General features: G+C 57.5%; 17 protein-coding genes. 11 read left to right on the forward strand and 6 right to left on the reverse strand.

Going from position 1 to position 18,832, the window contains the following annotated elements; translation table 11 throughout:
• The first annotated feature begins 52 nt into the window (after nt 1–52).
• The 3 genes from AC1Z32_RS07970 (at nt 53) to AC1Z32_RS07980 (ending at nt 2,383) form a co-directional block, all read left to right on the forward strand.
• Nucleotides 53–805 carry a phospholipase D-like domain-containing protein gene (locus tag AC1Z32_RS07970; RefSeq protein ID WP_483478134.1) on the forward strand — a complete coding sequence of 251 codons (753 nt, stop codon included), beginning with the start codon at nt 53–55 and terminating at the stop codon, nt 803–805.
• 886 nt (nt 806–1,691) lie between these two features.
• A complete protein-coding gene (locus AC1Z32_RS07975) occupies nt 1,692–1,886 on the forward strand; it encodes a hypothetical protein (RefSeq protein ID WP_483478135.1) in 195 nt (64 codons plus the stop codon).
• Between the two features lie 200 nt (nt 1,887–2,086).
• Nucleotides 2,087–2,383: a hypothetical protein gene (locus tag AC1Z32_RS07980; protein WP_483478231.1), complete on the forward strand. Its 297-nt coding sequence runs from the start codon at nt 2,087–2,089 to the stop codon at nt 2,381–2,383.
• A 267-nt stretch (nt 2,384–2,650) separates the two neighbouring features.
• On the opposite strand, the gene AC1Z32_RS07985 is transcribed toward AC1Z32_RS07980, so the two are convergent.
• Nucleotides 2,651–3,112, reverse strand: coding sequence for an HU family DNA-binding protein (locus AC1Z32_RS07985; RefSeq protein WP_483478136.1), 462 nt, complete (start codon nt 3,110–3,112; stop codon nt 2,651–2,653).
• Nucleotides 3,113–3,476: 364 nt separating this feature from the next.
• A complete protein-coding gene (locus AC1Z32_RS07990; protein ID WP_483478137.1) occupies nt 3,477–3,980 on the reverse strand; it encodes a hypothetical protein in 504 nt (167 codons plus the stop codon).
• Nucleotides 3,981–4,661: 681 nt separating this feature from the next.
• On the opposite strand from AC1Z32_RS07990, the gene AC1Z32_RS07995 reads away from it, so the two are divergent.
• A complete protein-coding gene (locus AC1Z32_RS07995) occupies nt 4,662–5,471 on the forward strand; it encodes an H-NS family nucleoid-associated regulatory protein (RefSeq protein ID WP_483478138.1) in 810 nt (269 codons plus the stop codon).
• 1,869 nt (nt 5,472–7,340) lie between these two features.
• On the opposite strand, the gene AC1Z32_RS08000 is transcribed toward AC1Z32_RS07995, so the two are convergent.
• On the reverse strand, nt 7,341–7,544 hold the full coding sequence (locus AC1Z32_RS08000) for a cold-shock protein (RefSeq protein ID WP_483478139.1): 204 nt from the start codon (nt 7,542–7,544) through the stop codon (nt 7,341–7,343).
• Between the two features lie 605 nt (nt 7,545–8,149).
• Between AC1Z32_RS08000 and AC1Z32_RS08005 the strand changes: the two genes are divergently transcribed.
• Complete coding sequence (locus tag AC1Z32_RS08005; RefSeq protein ID WP_483478140.1) at nt 8,150–8,425, forward strand: DUF4148 domain-containing protein; 276 nt, start codon at nt 8,150–8,152, stop codon at nt 8,423–8,425.
• Nucleotides 8,426–8,476: 51 nt separating this feature from the next.
• Here the strand turns inward: AC1Z32_RS08005 and AC1Z32_RS08010 are convergent, their stop codons facing one another.
• Nucleotides 8,477–9,073 carry a hypothetical protein gene (locus tag AC1Z32_RS08010; protein WP_483478141.1) on the reverse strand — a complete coding sequence of 199 codons (597 nt, stop codon included), beginning with the start codon at nt 9,071–9,073 and terminating at the stop codon, nt 8,477–8,479.
• A gap of 1,681 nt (nt 9,074–10,754) precedes the next feature.
• On the opposite strand from AC1Z32_RS08010, the gene AC1Z32_RS08015 reads away from it, so the two are divergent.
• The 4 genes from AC1Z32_RS08015 (at nt 10,755) to AC1Z32_RS08030 (ending at nt 13,951) form a co-directional block, all read left to right on the forward strand.
• Nucleotides 10,755–11,252: a hypothetical protein gene (locus AC1Z32_RS08015; RefSeq protein ID WP_483478142.1), complete on the forward strand. Its 498-nt coding sequence runs from the start codon at nt 10,755–10,757 to the stop codon at nt 11,250–11,252.
• A 484-nt stretch (nt 11,253–11,736) separates the two neighbouring features.
• A complete protein-coding gene (locus tag AC1Z32_RS08020) occupies nt 11,737–12,126 on the forward strand; it encodes a hypothetical protein (protein ID WP_483478143.1) in 390 nt (129 codons plus the stop codon).
• Between the two features lie 610 nt (nt 12,127–12,736).
• The gene (locus AC1Z32_RS08025) at nt 12,737–13,300 is read left to right on the forward strand and encodes a hypothetical protein (RefSeq protein ID WP_483478144.1); all 564 of its coding nucleotides are present in this window, start codon (nt 12,737–12,739) and stop codon (nt 13,298–13,300) included.
• Nucleotides 13,301–13,372: 72 nt separating this feature from the next.
• Nucleotides 13,373–13,951 carry a hypothetical protein gene (locus AC1Z32_RS08030; RefSeq protein ID WP_483478145.1) on the forward strand — a complete coding sequence of 193 codons (579 nt, stop codon included), beginning with the start codon at nt 13,373–13,375 and terminating at the stop codon, nt 13,949–13,951.
• An 88-nt stretch (nt 13,952–14,039) separates the two neighbouring features.
• Here the strand turns inward: AC1Z32_RS08030 and AC1Z32_RS08035 are convergent, their stop codons facing one another.
• The gene (locus AC1Z32_RS08035) at nt 14,040–14,438 is read right to left on the reverse strand and encodes a hypothetical protein (protein ID WP_483478146.1); all 399 of its coding nucleotides are present in this window, start codon (nt 14,436–14,438) and stop codon (nt 14,040–14,042) included.
• Nucleotides 14,439–15,658: 1,220 nt separating this feature from the next.
• Between AC1Z32_RS08035 and AC1Z32_RS08040 the strand changes: the two genes are divergently transcribed.
• Nucleotides 15,659–17,239, forward strand: coding sequence for an isocitrate lyase (locus AC1Z32_RS08040; RefSeq protein ID WP_483478147.1), 1,581 nt, complete (start codon nt 15,659–15,661; stop codon nt 17,237–17,239).
• Nucleotides 17,240–17,647: 408 nt separating this feature from the next.
• On the opposite strand, the gene AC1Z32_RS08045 is transcribed toward AC1Z32_RS08040, so the two are convergent.
• Nucleotides 17,648–18,220 carry a hypothetical protein gene (locus tag AC1Z32_RS08045; protein WP_483478148.1) on the reverse strand — a complete coding sequence of 191 codons (573 nt, stop codon included), beginning with the start codon at nt 18,218–18,220 and terminating at the stop codon, nt 17,648–17,650.
• 34 nt (nt 18,221–18,254) lie between these two features.
• Between AC1Z32_RS08045 and AC1Z32_RS08050 the strand changes: the two genes are divergently transcribed.
• Nucleotides 18,255–18,767 (forward strand): LysR substrate-binding domain-containing protein, encoded by a 513-nt coding sequence (locus AC1Z32_RS08050; RefSeq protein WP_483478232.1) that lies wholly within the window; start codon nt 18,255–18,257, stop codon nt 18,765–18,767.
• The last annotated feature ends 65 nt before the right edge of the window (nt 18,768–18,832 follow it).

The raw sequence follows: 18,832 nt of genomic DNA on the forward strand, positions 1-18,832 counted from the left end.
CACACAGCTTGCCGAGCTAATGAGAGGAATGTCTGCCCAGAACGCTAGCTCCGTGGCCCACGACCTCACGGTTCTGATGAGTACCTTTCTCGCTAATCCTTCATCTTCTCTTGAGGACGTAGGCGAGGCGCACATCCTTCCCAGGGAAGTGTGGACGGAAATGTCGATCGGCATTCCATGGGAGGCGTATTCGTACGCTCATGGGGCCAACGTCGGCTTAGCGAAGACCCAGTACGTTGAGGCGGTATGCACGGGGCCTAACAGCCTCGACTTTGCCGCGCCGGCGCACGGTTCAATATCGGCGCCATGGGGGGGCAGCTTGCTCGTGTCAATCGGCACGATATTTCGGGAGACCAATAAGTCCCTATTAGTGACCTCACCGTACTGGCGGAGGGATGGTTGCAGCGCGCTTCTTGCGACAGCGAGCCGTGACAATTATGAGGGTGTTGCGGTCGAAGTATTCACCCAGCCCGCGCGCCTGATGAAGTCGGAAGATCTCGAAGGGCTGCAGTACTTTGCCCAAACCCTACAGGAGATGGGGGCCCGGGTCGTCATAGCGTCGCCGCGCCCAATTCAAAGGCACACGCCGATGCTACATTCGAAACTAGTAGTGGCGGACATGTTAGTGGCCTATGCTGGGAGCGCAAATTTTACGAAGTCGGGCCTAGATCACGGATTTGAGGCTGGCGTAGTTGCTCGAGGTCCGCTCGCGGCGGCATTCGCCAGCTGGACCAACAATCTGAGGACGATGTGCGACGTTGAAAACAGCTTCGATAACTGGGCGAGGCGTTCGAGCGCCGAGTAGACCCTGTAGTTTCGCGCACGCGAGTGACCGCTTGAGCAAACGCTAATTTGAAAGAAGGCGTACGGTTGGCAAGTGTCAATGTCTGACGTCAACGGGCATCCGATTCTCTGAGGTCCAAACTTGGCTCAGAGGACGTCTGCAAAGGGTCGTCTTGTTCACCGGTCCAATGAGGTAAAACGTTCGATTGCGCCGCATCGCGAATGACGGCGAATCGGCACGCAGCCGCCGCATGGCCTTTGGACGGCGAACGTCCGCAATGGCCGACGACTCGCCGTACGGGGGTTCCTTAGCACGCCGTCACTCCGATAGTCGGAAGCCACGTCACAGACTTTCTCGCAGGCACGAATGATTACGTCAAAAAGAAGAAAACTGGTGCTGACGTCTCCCGGAATCGCCTCGTCGCCGCACATGGCAACTTGAGGCGAGGACGTTATTGGGCAGGACGTCTGCTACTTGCCACCTTCGCCACCGCCTCGAACACAATGACTTTGTCGCGCTCGAGCACCACGCAACCGTGCTCAGTCGTTGCAACAGAGTGACCGGCCACACTTGGTGACCGCGGCAAGAGTGGGACGCATCAAGCGCATGCTCCGATTCCTCGCTGCTGAACTCATAACCCGACCCAGCCTGCGGAGTGGTCAACCGATCTAAAAGTTTGGGCGATGGAGCCGCTTAGTCGGTCCCGGCCGCCCTGCCGTAAACACAAGCGAGCTCTGACCCGCACCACATGCCTGAAGTAGATACTCGACGTTCGCGGGCAGGTCGGCCATTGTGCGTAGATGCTGTATGGATGCACAGTGCTTTACATCAAATTCTGAAGCAGTGAATTACCTTTATTAGATCGCAACTCGGAGTTCGAATAGATATGCTTTTGCGGAGTCACTTGATGCGCGAAGTGGCGGATTTTCGGGCCAAAATCCGGAAAGCTTTTGGCGACGCGGCAATCGAGGCGGTCATGCGAGGCAGGGGGAGGGACGAGCCGACGTTCTTTCGCGCGCGAGAATCGCGCGTGTTTGGGATGAATCCGGCCCAAGAGTTCAACACGTGGCGAGCCGAAGACACCCTGCGCGACCGACGCTAATCTCAAGATTGCGACGGTTCTTGCGTCGGAGCAGGAACACGCTGAAGCCCGCGGAGATGAGAACCAAGCACTTGACCCTTTGATCCTCATCCCTGCGTCCGAACCTGCAAGCCGAAGGTCTGAATGAAGAAGTGTAACGAGCAGGAAAATTCGTGGACAAACCAGATATTGAGGAACCGTCGGGCGCGCGCGCCGACTTGATGTGTTTCCTGGTGGCAACGGTCGCCGCATCGCACTCGCTAACGAGCGAGTGGAGAATCGACCATATGGTCGAGAGCTGTCGCATTTGGCTCAAACGGAACCTCGTCAGTATGGACTGGCTCGAGCGCGTGAGTATCGGCCAACTTGCGCTCAAAATTGCCAGGCGTGACCTGAAGAGCGCAGGCATTGCTGTTCGTCAATCAGACGTGCAGGCACTGTTCACCGGCGACATGGGACTGAATCATTCGAGCACGCTAGTGCAGCGGATGATGGCGCTCTGTAGGGAAGCGCTCTAATACCCTTTGGCGGCGCATTTGAATTCAAATGGGATGATGCATGTGACACCGAGCCAGAGAAGACGTCAAGAACGCCGAGACCGAGATGACGATCGCGTTAGCCGCTGTCTGTGAGATCTCCGCATTCGAACGCCTCCCGGAGTGCAGCAAACCGGTCGAGACGCGCTGGCAGGAATTTGGACTCGCTACGAGATAGGCGCGCCCACATCTGATGGCAGATGCAAAAACGGCCCGCGGGAAGCAGGCCGACTGAGCAACGTGGTTATCTCACGCCGCGGCGTCTTTCAGCTTCTTGAGCGCACGTACTTTCAACTTCACCGTTGCCGGCTTGGCTTCAAACCAACGCTCCTGGCCCGTGAACGGATCCTTGCCGAACCGACGCTTCTTCGCAGGCACTTGCTGGACGTTGATTTTCAGCAGGCCGGAGAGGGTGAACTCTCCAAGCCCCTTCTTGTGGACTGACCCAAGAATCGTTTCTTCCAACGCAGCCAGTACCGCCTTTACTTGCTTCGGCTCAACGCCGGCTTGAGTTGCCACGTGGGTGGTCAGCGACGACTTAGTGAACTGATCCTTCACCGGCTTGAGCACGCCGCTAGTGGCGACAGCCTTCTTCGCAGAAGCAGTTTTCGTGGCGGCCGCTTTCTTCGGTGCAGCAGCCTTGTTCGCGGTCGCGGCCTTTTTGGCGGGTTCAGCGGGTTTCTTCGGTGCAGCAGCTTTCTTCGTTGCCATTGAGGCTCTCCTTGAAATGAAACGCTGCTTAAGACGAAGCACCCCGGGCATCAAGCGCTCGACACATGCGCCGTCGTAAGCTGTCGGCTAGCGTAGCAACGGTTAAGGCAACGCGCAATCGGAAGACGCCTTAAAATAAGGTACTTTCTGCATTCGTCTCTCGAAAAAGCAACGTCATGGCCCAAGGCGCCGTAAAAACGCGGGAAAACGGTCGCACGGGATGCCACAGACGGGCGAATGCCGGATTAAAAAGCAGCGGCGCGAGTCCGAATTGGAAGCAGCCTTCGGCCGCGAGCATGACGACGATCGAGTACTGACCTTCTCAAAAGCGCCAAGGATCCGTCTGCACGTGCGACGGCAGCTGTCAACTCGATGACTTCGCGAACGGGTTGATAGGGCGCACGCTCTCCCTGTCTTTCACGCGCTCGAGCAACTGAATCGTCGCCCAGCCTGCGACCGTGGCCTGCAGCCCGCGCACAACGTTCGCCTCCATCGCTTGCAGTCCCGCGTCTCCTCTAAAACTCGCGCTGAACACGGTGTGCCATCGATATTGGAAATACTCGGAAACCTCTTGAATGCGCTCGGGCGTCCCAGAGTCCGTGAAGATGACGGATTGCGGGGAGAAGACGTCGTAGTAGATGACGTTCGGTTGGTCGGTTTGCACCGCGACGCTCGGCTCTTCGCTGATTAGCAGAGACGCCACCAGCTGTATTGAGCCTTTCATGCCCTTTGGCGTCTTGAAGACCCAAACGCGTTTGGGTAAGCGGTGAGCGAGCTCAAGAATCTTGGTACTACTGGAGCCCATCAGGCCCACGGCGCCATTCTTGACGTTCTGCTCGAAACTCTGCGAGTGCCAGAAAATATCCATTCCCTACTCGTTACCTCGTTATTTGCGATGCATGCGATCGCGCTATGGTATCAATTCTGCCTTCGGAGCTCAGAAACAAGCCGGGCTCGGAAGTCCGCAATCGTGCTCGAACACTCGATCCGCGGCCTGACATTAACACCACGTCGCCGGCGGGCGTTCCTGGCTGTATATGACGCGGCCGTGGTTCGGCAATTCCGGAGGTCCGGGAGGCTCGTTTCTCAAGGGAGACGCGTCATCGACGCCGCCAACGATTGTCCGATCGACCAAAAGTCTCCCCAGGGGTCGCGCGATTGGAAGATCAGATAGGCATGCGCCGTCTGAACGTTTCGCTTAGCACCGCTCTTTAGCGCGGCGAGTTGCTTCCGCGCGACCGGCACGGGAACGCTCATTCCCGGCCTGGAGTATTGTGTAGAACACCGTCTATCCCTTCGTGTTGCGTAGTCGACGTAGACCTTGCCTGAGACCTACAGTGTTCATGATGCTGTTTCTTAATCGGTTGTCGGAACGGCTAGATGGGTTTGTTCGCGTGGACTAGCATAGGAAGGTAGCGTCTAGATGATTCGGCGCAAAAGCATCAATTCCTCGATTGATTTGAATGCGTTTTCCAAACACCGCTTAAACAAATGACACCGCGCAGTCGGGTGTGGCATAGTGCGACCATCTCAAACATCAGGGGGAACTATGGCAACGCTCAGTGAAATCCAGGCCAAGATTCAAAAATTACAAGCGCAGGCCGAAGAGATTGCGAAAAAGCAGTCTTCCACGGTGATTGCGAAGATTCGAGATCTGATGGCCAAGCACGGCCTGACAGTAGCCGACATCGGCGGCGACGTTCGCGAATCGATGCGTGGTCGTAAGGTGGGGGCATTGAAAGTCGACGGCATCAGCCATGCAGGCGCTGCAAAGTACCGCGACCCGAAGACCGGGGCGACTTGGACCGGCCATGGTCGCGCGCCCGCGTGGATTGCGAACGCCAAGAACCGAGCTCGGTTCCTAGTCGATGGCGCGACAGCTGCGCCGCCGGTCGCGGTCACAAACCAGCCCAGGGCCGGGAACTACGTGCGCGGACCGCAGGCGCCGAAATACCGCGACCCCCAAACCGGGGCGACTTGGAGCGGCCGCGGTAAAGCTCCGGCATGGCTTGCTGGCGCCAAGGACCGAACAACGTATCTTATCGACAAGGTGACTGACGGGACTGTGACGCCCGACGCCGATCCGGCGAAGAAGAGCGCCGCCAAGAGAGTTGCGACGAAGAAGGTTGGGGCGAAGAAGGCAGCGACCAAGAAGGTTGCCAGCAAAAAGGTCGCGTCAAAGAAGGCAGCAGCCAAGAAGGCGGCTTCGAAGACGGCGACTGTGAAGAAGGCGGCAGTGAAGAAGAGCGCGGCAGCCAGCAAGAAGGCGCCGGCGAAGAAAGCAACGGCGACTACAGAGGTCCCGTCGTCGGCTGCTGACCAGGGAGGCGCTGAGACGAGCACGACAACGACGGACTGACCCTTACTTCAGAGTCCTCATTGGTATGAGTGGGACATGTGACCCTGCTCATACCCGACAGTATGCAGGACATGAGCCCGGTGCTCGGTGCACCGGAAGAGGCAGATGGCATCCGCTACGGCCGAAGCTGCCATATCGCCTGAGCACGAGCGAAAAAGTCTCTCTAGCTCAATGACGGACCGCGGCGGGGAGTGGAGACCGACGCCTACTGAGAGCAAAGCGGTCGAGCCTCTCTCGCGCGCCGAGATGAGCATGCCGCGGTGCGCTTGCGAGTTGGCGATCCGATTCGCGCAAGACCGTCTCGAAAAGCGGCAGGTCGCTCGAGTCCAGCCTCGATACGCGCTCGCTTTCTGCGCGTTGCAGGCTTCGTTCCAAGGCGCTCTCCGCCCGCGCGTAGACAATCAGGTCGATGGCGCCAAAGCCAGCGTCTTGCACCGTTTCCGAGGTCTTGAACGCGCAGCTTGGATACGACGCGCTTCGACGCCTCGCTTTCCAAGCAGTAACCGCCCACCATGGGCCGTTTCTGCCACTTCGGCATCGCGACCGGTCCGGTGGAATCGCTCCACCGCCTATTCCGGTGGGTCCGCCGTCAAGTCGACGAGGTCTACGCCGATCCCATCTTTGTAGCAAAGACCATTTGGTACGCTCCTCGAACGTCGTGCTGCACGGGATTGAACTTCATTATGTGAGGGAGCCGTTCCAATGGAACTCGTATTGTTACAAAATTCTTCTCCAGAGCGTTTTTTGAAAAAGGCCGGTCGAATAAAGAAAGATTTGTTCGAATGAAATCCCGCAGTGAACCTTATCCCGATTTAAGATTGGCGGTTAGTCAATTCGGGTGTTATACATCCATAGTCACGCGTCGGCCGAGCACCGAGCCGCCCGACGTTTATGCCGCTTCTTCCGGCTGAAGAGCTTCGGCGGTGACCTCCAGCGTGGACGGGTGCGACCGGTGGCGCGCTGGGGAAATCGGACTACCACGGGGGTAGGTTGAAATAGTCCGTGCGGTGGCGAAGATAGAGCCGCGACCTCGAAGTCTGTCGGAGCCATTCAAATATGAGATGGTGGAAGGGGTACCTGCGCGATGTAGCAGGGGCCCCGGCTATTCCTTTCTATGTTTAGGTAAGCGTATCCATCTATTCCTCAAAAAGCATATTCTCACTGAAGGATATGCTTGATGTTCAAAAGCATATGCTTACGAAAGCATATGCTGGTCATTTCGGCGTCGAGTGATTCGATGGCCGCTGCGCGGCTGGCAGCCAGGGAGCGACGCTGCAGCTAGCATTTCTCTGCTGTCGCCACAAACGACATATCTAAAACGCGATCGCGCTGTGCCGCGTGGTCCGCGCTTTGTCAGTAATCTGCCGTGCGAGCGATAATTGTCCAAGCTTCGCCTTGGTGGCCGCTGCGCAGCTGGCAGCCAGAGGGTGGATGTCTGCATCGAGCCATTCTTGCTGCGCCGACATATGCATGTCGTTAAGCGGTGTCGCGCTGTATCGCGTTGCGTTGGCTCTCGACGTGATTCCCGGGCGGCGCGTGGTCGCATTGCTAGGCGGCGCGCAGGTGGCGGCCGGCTGAGGGCGCATTCCCCCCATTTTCGAGTGTTGATTCGATCCGCATCTGTCGTACCTCGTTTGCATCGTCTCGCCTCCCGAAAAGGCTTGCACGATCAGCGATCTCGACTGGTCAGGTGGCCTCCGTTGGTCCTCAAATCGATGAAACTTCCTGAAACTTAGGTTGCCGTCGGGCGGGCGCCAGCGCGCGCGTTGCGATCACGCGCCCGCCAAAGAGCCGAGAAGCCGGCCTGGCATGCTCAGGCCTGTCGAAGGGCGTCGCGCAACCCCGTCACGCCTCACCGGGTCCGCCGCGTCAAATCGGCTGGATGTTGGCAGCCTGCTTGCCCTTGGGGCCCTGTTTGACCTCGTAGCTTACTTTCTGGCCTTCTTGAAGCGATTTGAATCCTCTGGCCTGAATTTCCGAGAAGTGTGCGAAAAGGTCGTCGCCGCCGTCGTCCGGAGAGATGAAGCCGAAGCCCTTCGCATCGTTGAACCACTTCACAGTACCGGTTGCCATTTGCTGGTCGCTCCAAAAGCGCAGGTTAAAACTCAGATTATTTGAGAGGCGCCTACGGGCCTTAAGGAGCCCGCGGCAGCATGATCTTACCTTACAGTCATTAAAAAATGATTGCGGCTGGTCAAGCTAACGAACAGTTGCCGGCCGAGGACGCTTCAGACGGGGCAGTTCCGAAAGCAAAGCCATGGCGCGGCCTGAGAGTCATTGGCGGCGTGCGCATCGCCGGGCTACCGCTCCCGGGCCGGCATAATGCGTGCTCGTAAGGTCAAGCCCCAGAGAGAGCGCGACATGGCTGAACAGCGGAATCCGAGCGAAAAGGTCCGAAGTGAATCTATAGTGTTGTGAAAGAAGGCGGCGACGGCTCCGGCTTCGAAGTGACATGCGTCGAAGGTGAGCATTTCCCAGCCACGCGCAGCGTCAAGGATGCACACTATGAATTGGTGCGCGGCACGACGCACTTTCACAAGCACTGCGAACTCGGCAGCGGCGACAGGTAGATGGCGCCGCCAAATAGTAAGGCTTGCAGGGCGGCGTGACTTGACGACGAGACGCCGGACCCAGCGGGGCGACACTTCCTTGCTGGGACGTCGCAGAAAAGACACGTGATGTTGAAGTCGCTCAGGTTTGAATTCATAGCTGCCGCCGTGGTGCTTTCGCTCGCCGGCTGTGCCACTGGCGGCGTGCCATATAGCGGGCCGCATCTCAGTCCGACAGAGTGCCGCGACTTAGCGGCGCTCAGGACGAACGCGCCTCCAACGATGGCGGAGCACCAAAGTGAACTCGCCGCCCTGAGAAAAGCTGGCTACGATCCGTCGCCGTTGTATGACGACGCTTACTACCCCGATGATCTGCAAGCGGCACAGCGCCTGGTGGACTATTAATTCCAAACGGAGTGCCAGCGCCTTCCTGGTTAAGAAGCCAAGGCGAACATCTCAGACGTTCTGTCCGTCATTTTGCCGCTCAGCCAAGACCCGGTTGCGCCAGGTCCGGGCGACGCTCGTTCCGATTCTCTCGAACTCAATCCCACTTGCAACGCGCTCGAGGCAGTGCAATTCCTGCAGAGCGCCTTCGCCGCAACGTTTGCCAAGCCGTTCTGCAAATCTCAGCTCTGCGTCGAGCTTCCGCTTGCGAAGCTCCGCGCAAATCCAATCCGCGGCTGCTTGCCATTCAGTTGGACGAGCGTGCTTGGGGACACCCATCATCATCTCCGCATTCGCTTCGTCGAATGCATTGGAGTGCAAGACTTCTTCGACCTCGCGCAGTACGTCATCAGCACTCCGGTTCGGCTCCCGCACGGCAGAACGCCAATTGGGAAAGCGCTCTGAGATGGCCTCGACTAGCGCTGGCATGTCGAAGTCGCGCCAGAATCTCGGTCGCGGCCTGTACGCAAATTCGAACGCGAAAAGCAGGTGGCCCGCGTTCACGTCGGCGTCCCCGAGTCCGCAGTCGGACATAAAGTCGACGATGGTTTTGGCCACTTCGTTGCCGATTTTCGTTTCAGCTTGTTGGTTGGGTTCTTTGATGTTCATGGTGTTGCTTTGGTTGTGAGAGTGCCGTGCGACTTCGCTGGCTACGTCGTCAATTCTTGATGTCTCGAAGACCAATGTTCGATTGAGCACGAGCGCGCCTTCGGATCGCGTGCGCTGTGTTCAGTATTCGTCCCTACGCCCAAGCATGTCGTCGAACGTGATGTCGCCTCGATGCAAGATGAACGACGTTACATTCCAACTGAGTTGTGGGAAGGCCCTGAAGGTGTAGATTGCACTGGTCTTTCTTGCGGGACCGGATAATTCGGTCCTCGGGCCTGAATCGCTCCCATACAGTGTAGGAGCGGCGCATGGTCCGCAACGGGTAGCCGCCAATCGTAATGTCTGAGCTACAGGTCATACGTGTCTCTGCGAATGAAGAATGCGACGATCGAACAGATGTGATGCACCGCTTGGGAGGCATCACTCTGCGCGTACGTCCCCAAGTCTCGACAGGCGAGTCGAAACCGCACGCCGACGTGGCGTGCTGAGGACGCGATCTGGGCGAAATCGGCAGTGAAGCCCAAGGCCGATTTGCGGGAGCATTCTTCAAAGGCGAACGCAAGACTTTTTCCGCTTTAGGCGGCGCGACAGTCTCCGTGAGGGGAGGCCCTTTGTCGATGGAAGTCGTCGAACGACAAATTAACCGAGCGTCCACTCGGAGAATCAGACGTTCAATGGGTGTACTATAACACGAAATTCTGACTTTGTGCCATTTAGTGGCATTAAATTGCATAAAATAATAGAATATCTAGAAAATATGCCTGCGGATAAGCGGCATTTTTGGGTCGGGCGGCTGTTTTGATGGGCGTGCGTCGATCGCGAAGGGTGCCTATGTTAGGCAGTCGCCATGCTGCGCATCTGAGTCGCTGATGGCGCGATGAGGAGCATGGCCGTTTCTCGAAGAAGTTCGTGTACGCACGCCTGAGGTCCGGTAGCGCGTGCTGCGATGAATGCATGGGCACATCGGCCGGCCAGAAGTTTTGCGCGCTGTTGCACCACCCGAAGAGCAGCTGCACAGAGGCGGCAGCCAGGAATGCGGCGTCGGCGTCGAAAACCGCCAAGGGGGTCGCAATGAAGAAGAGCGCGGCATCATGCAAAAAGGCGCCGGCGAGCGCCGAGCGTCACTCCATGGCTGCCGATCAGGGGAGCATTGAGACGAGCACGGCGACGGGCTGACCTTTCTCCCGAATGCCGTCACGCGGTTGCGCAGGACCCGTGGTCCCTCCGGTCAGATCGCGTTCGCCAGCGACGCATCTCGTTGCGGAGGGCCTCGGAGGCGTCGTCGACGCACGCTCGAAACCGACGATTAGAGGAAAAATCCTAATTGGAAAATCAGCTAATGATTACCCGTAGTTTTTCTGAGCGGCTATTTTTGCGCGTCAGTTGGCGACGGCCGAGAGCTTTTCAAATGCAATGCTATGCCCCTAGAATCCGAACCATACGTTAATCAATCGATTCGCGAGAAATCTGTTACTGGAATTTTTTCCAAAAAAATCGCGAAGTTGAATATATTATTGCCAATACATGTTTTGCATCACGACTGCTCGCAACACGTTGTTCCGTAGCCCATGTGTTCCGCGTAAAGCGCATCGGTTCCGCCATTCCCTTGATCAGCGCGCCAAGAAATTGGCTTATTCGAGCCTGCGGCGCGTTTCTCAACTATTCAAAGGGAGCAGCACCGATGTCCGTAATGTTTGTGGCATGCAAAGGCCTTAAAAAGTTCGAGGGTATCGTCGATGACGATTTTCGACGGGAGCACATTAACGTCGACGCGCTTGAGATAGAAGTGAAAGCTGGCTGGTCATGCCTTGCTGACGGCCTGGAAATCGGCTCCGTTTATATGTTCACAGAAAACGCTGGATTTGGGTTCAAGAGCAGGCTTGATTTCGTCGTGAACCTGAGCAAGCTCGCCGTCTTCGCTGGCTATGACTCCCGGATGCCAGCTGTCAAGGACCCAGACCCGTTCAGCGAACTGCTTCGTTGGGGAGCCGAAGGAGTGATTGGTCCTGTTGTTTCCGCGAAGTTAGTGGCTGATTTCGTCGAATGGGAAGAGCCGATTAAGGCGCTCGGGGACGATGACTTCTATAAGTTCTACCGTCATATGCGCAAGATTTTTGAATTCGCAACGAACGATGGTTGCGTGATTCTCAGCTGGTCGGATGGAACGCTGCCTGACTGAAGCGCTATCGGTGGTGGTACCCCTGCGGCTCGACGTTGCTGAGCCGCGGTGGTGTCGAGTGCTCGCGCTAGGCGATGAGCTCGAGCGCAAGGGCAATATCTTGCCGGATGCGTTAGCTGAGTTTCTGCCGACACTTGATGGCGACTGGCCGCCGTCTGTGGAAACCAGGGACGCCGTCTCAATCGCCTTGAGCGGTGACATACGACTTAGCGCCCCCGCTGAGGTTTTGAGCGGCGAGGGCGCCGCCGGTGCCTCTCAGGTTTGTGCGGGCAACCAGGAAGGCAACAGCGACAAAGATCACAGCCGGGATAGCGGCTCGAGAAGTAAAAAAGGCGGCGAATCTATATCTCGAAAAACCCTTCCATTTGCGGCTGTATTCATCGCCCGAAAAGTCTCCCATTCCGCTCGCTAGCTTTTCGGCTCGTCATGCTCCCTCGATAGCACTATACGACTCCAACTATATCTTTTTATGTGACGAAGAATTATGGAAAGCATTTTTGTATCTAGCGACCATAGAGAGTACCTTGCAACTGCCGCCTTGGTACGATTGTCCTGTTTCGAGCAAAGGCCCGAGGGAACGGCCGAAATGCCGGATGCCACTCCAGTGTTGGTATGCCGAATGGAATCTTCTGTGGCCGACCACATCGGGACGGATTGCAGTCCGTCGAAAGCTGTCGTCATGAGAGGCGGCGAAGGTCGACTGATTCTGATTTTCCTTCAGTTTGGCGATGTTCAGGTCTGTTGGCTTGAGGAATTAAGTGTTCCGGCAATCCGGGAAGCAGTGGATAAGTGGCAGCAGGAAGGCCGAGTTCCTATGGCGTTTTACACCGGCGACGGCGAGCATGTATCTACATCGGTTTGTGTAGATATTTGACATCCTCCTCCCCGTCTCGCTGACGCTCGCCGGCCGAAGGCCGGGAAGGGGGAAAATTCCTACTGCGCTACGTGATGCTCCACGTAGTCGCTTCGGCGGGTTCCTGCCACGACGCCCTGACTTCGGGCGAAGAATCTGTACAGGCTAACAAGCGCTGTCCGCGCTCTGCAATGTTGACTGCACCGACGACCTCGGCGAGAAGTTTCATATCCGCACGACACCCACGCTCTAGCTGGCGTGCGGCGGGTGCTGATGCTGCGCGACCTTTCCGCGAGTTGTTTCCGCACCCGGGCCACCAGGAGGCGCGGTGGCAATTGCCTTGACCTGTGATTTGCAATCCGACGATCGCACCGGTCGCTTGATAGGCGAGAGCGCCACCATGCCGTCACGGTTCTGAGCTTCGTCGAATGGTGGCAACCAGGAAGCCGGCGGAGCACCGAAGCTGATCGCAGCCAAGGAACGTGGCTCGACACGTGAAAAAGTCGGTGAATCTGCCACGAAAAACTCCTTGCTTTCGCGACAGTATTCGTACCTGCAAAAATCTCCCATCCCACATGGGAGTTCCTCGACCTCTCATGCATCTTCGATCGCGCTATACGATTGGCGACGTTTGATTGACATCGATCGTCGACGCGCCTTCTACTCGCACAGTGCGGTCGGCGTGTTCTCCAACTCGATACATAGGAATCGCGAGATGCCGGTTTTTTTCGTTGCATGCAAACGTTTGAAGAGGTTGGATTCGAAGTTCAGCACAGACATCTGGGCGATGAGCGTGGATAACGTCGTCGAAGTGGTCGGCAATCCGGACTGTCCGCACGTCGCAGAGGGCCTGGAAGTCGGCGGCGCGTACCAATTCCAGGAAGAGCAATGGTTCGCCGTTGCGAGGAAACGGCGCGAATTTAGAAGGCGAATGGAACAGTTGGCGACGTTGGTTGGCTATAACTGGCGGGCGGCTGGCGCCAATGCTCCAGGACCGTTCCGCGAACTGTTTCGCCATCCGGGCGAGTTCGGGACTTTTGGCCCAGTTGCCTCGGCCAAGCTGGCCGCCGATTTCGCGGCGTGGGATGTTAGGGCGCTGGCACTCGGAAAGCGCTTCTACTTCTGGTTTGGGTTGATGTCGAAAATGTTTGAGTATGCAAAGGATGACGGCGCAGTCTGGCAAGAATCCGCGTGAAGTTTTTGTTCCACAACAATCCCCAGAACAACTCTGGGTGCCGTTCAACAGCGTAAGTGAAGGTTTGGTTCCATGTCTGTTTTTTTCCTCGCATGCAAAAGATTGAGACCGCTAAAAGCGTTTCCCGAGAATTTTTGGACGGACCCGCCAGAAAAGACATTTCTCGCGCGTAGCAACAGCGAGTGTTCCCACATCAATCTTGGGCTAGCGGACCACTGGGTCTATCGCTTTGAGGAAGAGCGGCTATTCACTGTTGCGAAAAGCGAGGAGGACCTTAACGAGTACCAAGAGCAGCTAGCGTCAATGGTCGGCTACCATTGGCAGATGCACGGCGCGGATCGTCCCGGTCCGTTTCGCGAACTGCTTCGCTATGCCGGAGACTTCGGGACCATCGGTCCAATCGTTTCAGCGAAACTGGCCAACGACTTCACCTGGTTCGACGAACTTGCTCGGGCGCTCGGGGATAGCGGCTTCTACACCTGGTACACCGTCATGCGGGAGGTCTTTCAATACGCCGCGAAGGACGGGGCCGCTTGGTATCTCGAGCGCTGGGAACATCAAAGGACGCTTCCTCGGTTTAGACATATGGAAAGCGTGGCTGAACTGATTCACGCACTGGAGAATGCGTTCAAGCGGAAGTATTTGCTGTGAATCGACTCTGTAACGGCGAGCAACCCTGAAATTCCTCGGCGGCTGCTCGCCGGTCTTCGGCGCTAATCGTAAGCCAAGCGTGACGCCCTCATTCTTCATGGCTGTCGTCTCGTTCTTGGGTCGGGATGTTCGAGCCCGATCCGACACGATCCGTCAAAATCTGGCGCGTGCGCTCGGTCGTCCAGGTTACTTCCGCGGTTGAAAAGTCCCAAATTCCACTGTCGACCTTTTTGAGCACTCCTGCCTCGACCTTAGCCATCGTCGTTGCCAAGGACCACGCGTTCGCCGTCATCTTCCGAGACGCATACGCTGCCAGTTGCTCCGCGAGGTCATCACATACGATGTATCTCTCATACACCTCATCATCGGTCGGTCCCGCTTGGTACGTGTCACCGACCTTTCGCAGCAGAAGCTTGGGTTGCGCCCCGGAAATTGCGCCCTGCGAGGGGGTCCTCGGAAAGTCGGCGGGAAGAGGCTTTGGGCTCATGTGGACACCTCGGCGCAGATGATGCGTCCACGGTATCAACGTCGATCGATCCGCGCAAGAGATAACGCCGCTGGCGCTTCAACGGAGCAGTGAGCCCCTACTGCGCAACGAAATCCGTGCTCGTTGTGAGGCTGGTTCGGTCTGCTGCATCAAGATGAGCAAGGCACGGGCCGCTTCAACGAAAACAGCCGCGGAAGCTAGTATCTCAATGTCCGTAGAACGAAAGCGACCCTCGGCCTCGCGAGGAACACAGGCACTCGGCATTGATTTGGGCTTGAAGGATTTGCTGATACGTCCAGCAGTGCCCAGTCCTGTCCCAATAACTCGAGTGCCGTGCTGGCGATTTCCACCCTCCGACACTTTCCTGGCTGCCCTTATGCAACTGCCTTGAGAGAGCTGTAGGCGCCTGCCTTTGACGGGGATATATTCGAGGCTGTCGGCGATGAATTCTTGCGCCCGCCGCCCCAGATGAAAGACGGTGTTCGCGCGGGACTCGGCGTCGTCACTGGACTCGGGTAGGGCGTCTGCGTCGTCTGTCACGTCGCCAAGGAGTTCTTCGGCCTGACCCGCGGCGCCTGGGCGCTGGATGCGCACCTCAGTCGGCGTTTCGACCACGCTCCACCTCATTTTCTCGAAGCCCCGGAGTAGTCCCTGCGAATTGTCGCCGCCGCTGGCCCGGGGTGCAGCCGGCAACGCTTCTTCATATCGTGCACTTGCACGCCGCCCTCTGGCATCGCCTCGACAATCAAATTACGCTTCGAGCTTTGTCTTTCCATGCGCGGGTCTCTTTTCTCGGCGCGGCGGGCGCCTTCGCTATCAAATGGCTCGTTGTAGCGGGCAGTGCCTGGCTGGAGGCGACCTCGAGCGTCGTGCCTACAGATCGCTGGATGACGTCTAGCTTCGACCGCTGAGCCGCATGGGCTGTCCCGCGATCGCGTTCTCCTTGCGCTCCGCCATCCCGAAAGCTCTTTTCACAATGCGCAACACCCTGAAATTTCTCGCCGTGAAGACTTTTCGAGTCTTGAACGTCTGTTTTGCATCGTGGAATCACGAAGATAACTCATTGAAGAACAATAATAAAATATGTCTTATGTCTTATATAAGACTTGACAAAAACGCTTCGCGCCCCGGTACCATTTGGTCATGGATTTAGCTACGACTTACGTAGCGGCAGGTTCCACCATTCTTTTTTCGGCACACTTTCTTCTTAGGAGCTTTACGTGGCCCAATATCAAGACGACATCAAGGTAGTTGCTGGTTTGAAGGAGCAACAAGGCAGCGCTTGGAATGCCATCAATCCCGAATATGCGGCACGCATGCGCGCGCAGAACAAGTTCAAGACGGGCCTGGATATCGCCAAATACACGGCGAAGATCATGCGCGCTGACATGGCCGGCTACGATGCCGACTCGTCCAAGTACACGCAGTCGCTCGGCTGCTGGCACGGCTTCATCGGCCAGCAGAAGATGATCTCCATCAAGAAGCACTTCAACAGCACCGAGCGCCGCTACCTGTACCTGTCCGGCTGGATGGTGGCCGCGCTGCGCTCGGAGTTCGGCCCTCTGCCGGACCAGTCGATGCACGAGAAGACCTCCGTCAGCGCGCTGATCCGCGAGCTCTACACGTTCCTGCGCCAGGCCGACGCCCGTGAACTCGGCGGCCTGTTCCGCCAGCTCGATGCTGCTGAAGGTTCGGCCAAGGCCGCCATCCAGGAAAAAATCGACAACCATGTTACGCACGTCGTGCCCATCATCGCGGACATCGACGCGGGTTTCGGCAACGCCGAAGCAACCTACCTGCTGGCCAAGCAGTTCATCGAAGCGGGCGCATGCTGCATTCAGATTGAGAACCAGGTGTCCGACGAGAAGCAGTGCGGTCACCAGGATGGCAAGGTCACGGTGCCGCACGAGGACTTCCTCGCCAAGATTCGCGCGATCCGCTACGCGTTCCTTGAACTGGGCGTGGACGACGGCATCATCGTGGCCCGTACCGATTCGCTGGGCGCCGGCCTGACCAAGCAGATCGCCGTGACCAACACGCCGGGCGACCTGGGCGATCAATACAATTCCTTCCTCGATTGCGAAGAGTTGTCGGCCGACGAACTGGGCAATGGCGACGTCATCATGAAGCGCGACGGCAAGCTGCTGCGTCCCAAGCGCCTGCCGAGCAACCTGTTCCAGTTCCGCGCCGGCACGGGCGAAGCGCGCTGCGTGCTGGATTGCGTCACCGCGCTGCAAAACGGTGCTGACCTGCTGTGGATCGAAACCGAAAAGCCGCATATCGCGCAGATCGGCGGCATGGTCAGCGAGATTCGCAAGGTCATCCCGAACGCCAAGCTGGTGTACAACAATAGTCCCTCCTTCAACTGGACCCTGAATTTCCGCCAGCAGGCGTTTGACGCGATGAAGGCCGAGGGCAGGGATGTGTCGGCGTACGACCGCGCGCAGCTGATGAGCGTGGAATACGACCAGACCGAACTGGCGACGCTCGCCGACGAAAAGATCCGCACCTTCCAGGCCGATTCGTCGCGCGAAGCGGGCATCTTCCACCACCTCATTACGCTGCCGACGTACCACACTGCCGCGCTGTCTACCGACAACCTGGCCAAGGAGTACTTCGGCGACCAGGGCATGCTGGGTTATGTGGCTGGCGTGCAGCGTAAGGAGATCCGCCAGGGCATCGCCTGCGTCAAGCACCAGAACATGTCCGGCTCGGACATCGGCGACGACCACAAGGAGTATTTCAGCGGTGAAGCGGCCCTGAAAGCGGCGGGTAAAGACAACACGATGAATCAGTTCTAATACAGTAAGACCCGAGCAAAACGCCAACCTTTTCGGTTGGCGTTTTGTCTATTCGGGGCGCAGATGGACATTCGAGAGTCTGCGCGCTTGTACCGGAGCGTGCTGAAGGCGGCGATGCGAAGATCGCCGCGTAAATCTAGCCGGCGTACGTCGGCATGACACCGGCGTTTTCAGTTTGTCTCACCGCCACGGGCCCAGTCGAAGCGGCTGCGGCTTCACGCCCATCACTCAACCTCGGGATGCGCGCGTGTTTTTTCCTGGACGGCCAGGCTTCGGCGTCGAAAGAGTCGAGCGGCCTTGGTCCCAAGTCTGTCGTACTCTTTGCCGATCGCGGCATACTCAAGGCAATGCAAAACCTCTAGTGCGGCTTCCCCGCAGCGATTCCCGCCCCGTTGCGCAAATATGAGCTCAATCGCGAGCCCCCTTTTTTCGAAGCTTCGCGAAAATCCATTCAGCGGCCGCTTCTCCGGTGCTCGGCCGTGCCGGTAGGGGCAGAGCCATCATCATTTCCGCGTTTGCTTCGTCGAGCGCGTTGCAATACACAATCGCTTCGAGGTCGAGTAATACGTTTGCTGCATTCTGCTCGTCGTCTTGAGCGGCCGAGCGCTGCCAATTGGGAAAACGCTCCGAAATGGCTTCGACTACGGTCGTGAGGTCGAAGTCGCGCCAGAACCTTGGAAGCGGCGTGTACGCGTACTCGAGGGAAAGGGAAAGATTTCTTGTGTTCAGGTCGGCGTCTTCGAGTCTGGAGTCGACTAGAAAAGAGACGACAGTCTTTGCGACTTCTTTGTAAATGTCCCTTGCCTCTTGCTGATTTCGTTCTGCAGTTCTCGTAAGGTTGCGTTCTTGGTTGTTGGAAATGCCGAGCGACTTTCTTCGCGGCAGCTCAGTATAGGAAAGCGGGCCTAAATAATTCGGCCCAAGGGCCGCATTCTCTGGCTGCCCACCTTCATGAGACTCGGTCAGTAGGCATTGCGGCATGTCGGGTTATGTGGCTGGGGTGTAGCGCAAGGAAATCTGTGAGGGCATCGTCGACGATCGCTATGACATTGGCGTGCGCTTGGGTGATCAGGTAGCCAAAGACATGGTTGCTGTGCGTATCGCTCCGGACATGACGATGTCGATCGTCGGCTCGCCGGCCTATCTGCAGTCGAGGCCTCAGGCCAGGACGCCGCAAGACCTGACGCTGCACAATTGCATCAACCTTCGTCTACCGACGCGGGAATCGCTGCTTCCATGGGAGTTGCGCAAGGGCCGGCGCGAACTTCAGGTGCGAGTCGAAGGGCAACTCACGTTCAACAATGTTTACCAGATGGTCGACGCAGCACTCGGCGGCTTCGGGCTTGCATATGTACCCAGGGACCTCGTTGAGGGCCAAGTTCGTGATGGGAAGTTGTGCTGGGTGCTCGAGGACTGGTGCCCCACGTTCGTCGGACACGACGTCTATTACCGGAGCCGCCGCAAGTCGTCGCGTGCGGTGGAGCTGGTCGTCGAAGCGCTGAGAACGGGTTATCAACGCGAAGCCTAGGAGCCAAGCAGGAAAAGTCACCTGCTTGCCCAGCCACCCTGAAGGCTCTGCGACGACGTCTGCGA

This window comes from Caballeronia sp. 11_S32 (assembly GCF_056930355.1).

What these genes read in the sequence shown, in the direction of transcription:
- AC1Z32_RS07975 (WP_483478135.1), top strand. Translation starts at nt 1,692, where the DNA reads ATGCGCGAAGTGGCGGATTTTCGGGCCAAAATCCGGAAAGCTTTTGGC.
- AC1Z32_RS07980 (WP_483478231.1), top strand. Translation starts at nt 2,087, where the DNA reads ATGTGTTTCCTGGTGGCAACGGTCGCCGCATCGCACTCGCTAACGAGC.
- AC1Z32_RS07985 (WP_483478136.1), bottom strand. Translation starts at nt 3,112, where the DNA reads ATGGCAACGAAGAAAGCTGCTGCACCGAAGAAACCCGCTGAACCCGCC.
- AC1Z32_RS07990 (WP_483478137.1), bottom strand. Translation starts at nt 3,980, where the DNA reads ATGGATATTTTCTGGCACTCGCAGAGTTTCGAGCAGAACGTCAAGAAT.
- AC1Z32_RS07995 (WP_483478138.1), top strand. Translation starts at nt 4,662, where the DNA reads ATGGCAACGCTCAGTGAAATCCAGGCCAAGATTCAAAAATTACAAGCG.
- AC1Z32_RS08000 (WP_483478139.1), bottom strand. Translation starts at nt 7,544, where the DNA reads ATGGCAACCGGTACTGTGAAGTGGTTCAACGATGCGAAGGGCTTCGGC.
- AC1Z32_RS08005 (WP_483478140.1), top strand. Translation starts at nt 8,150, where the DNA reads ATGTTGAAGTCGCTCAGGTTTGAATTCATAGCTGCCGCCGTGGTGCTT.
- AC1Z32_RS08010 (WP_483478141.1), bottom strand. Translation starts at nt 9,073, where the DNA reads ATGAACATCAAAGAACCCAACCAACAAGCTGAAACGAAAATCGGCAAC.
- AC1Z32_RS08015 (WP_483478142.1), top strand. Translation starts at nt 10,755, where the DNA reads ATGTCCGTAATGTTTGTGGCATGCAAAGGCCTTAAAAAGTTCGAGGGT.
- AC1Z32_RS08020 (WP_483478143.1), top strand. Translation starts at nt 11,737, where the DNA reads ATGGAAAGCATTTTTGTATCTAGCGACCATAGAGAGTACCTTGCAACT.
- AC1Z32_RS08030 (WP_483478145.1), top strand. Translation starts at nt 13,373, where the DNA reads ATGTCTGTTTTTTTCCTCGCATGCAAAAGATTGAGACCGCTAAAAGCG.
- AC1Z32_RS08035 (WP_483478146.1), bottom strand. Translation starts at nt 14,438, where the DNA reads ATGAGCCCAAAGCCTCTTCCCGCCGACTTTCCGAGGACCCCCTCGCAG.
- AC1Z32_RS08045 (WP_483478148.1), bottom strand. Translation starts at nt 18,220, where the DNA reads ATGCCGCAATGCCTACTGACCGAGTCTCATGAAGGTGGGCAGCCAGAG.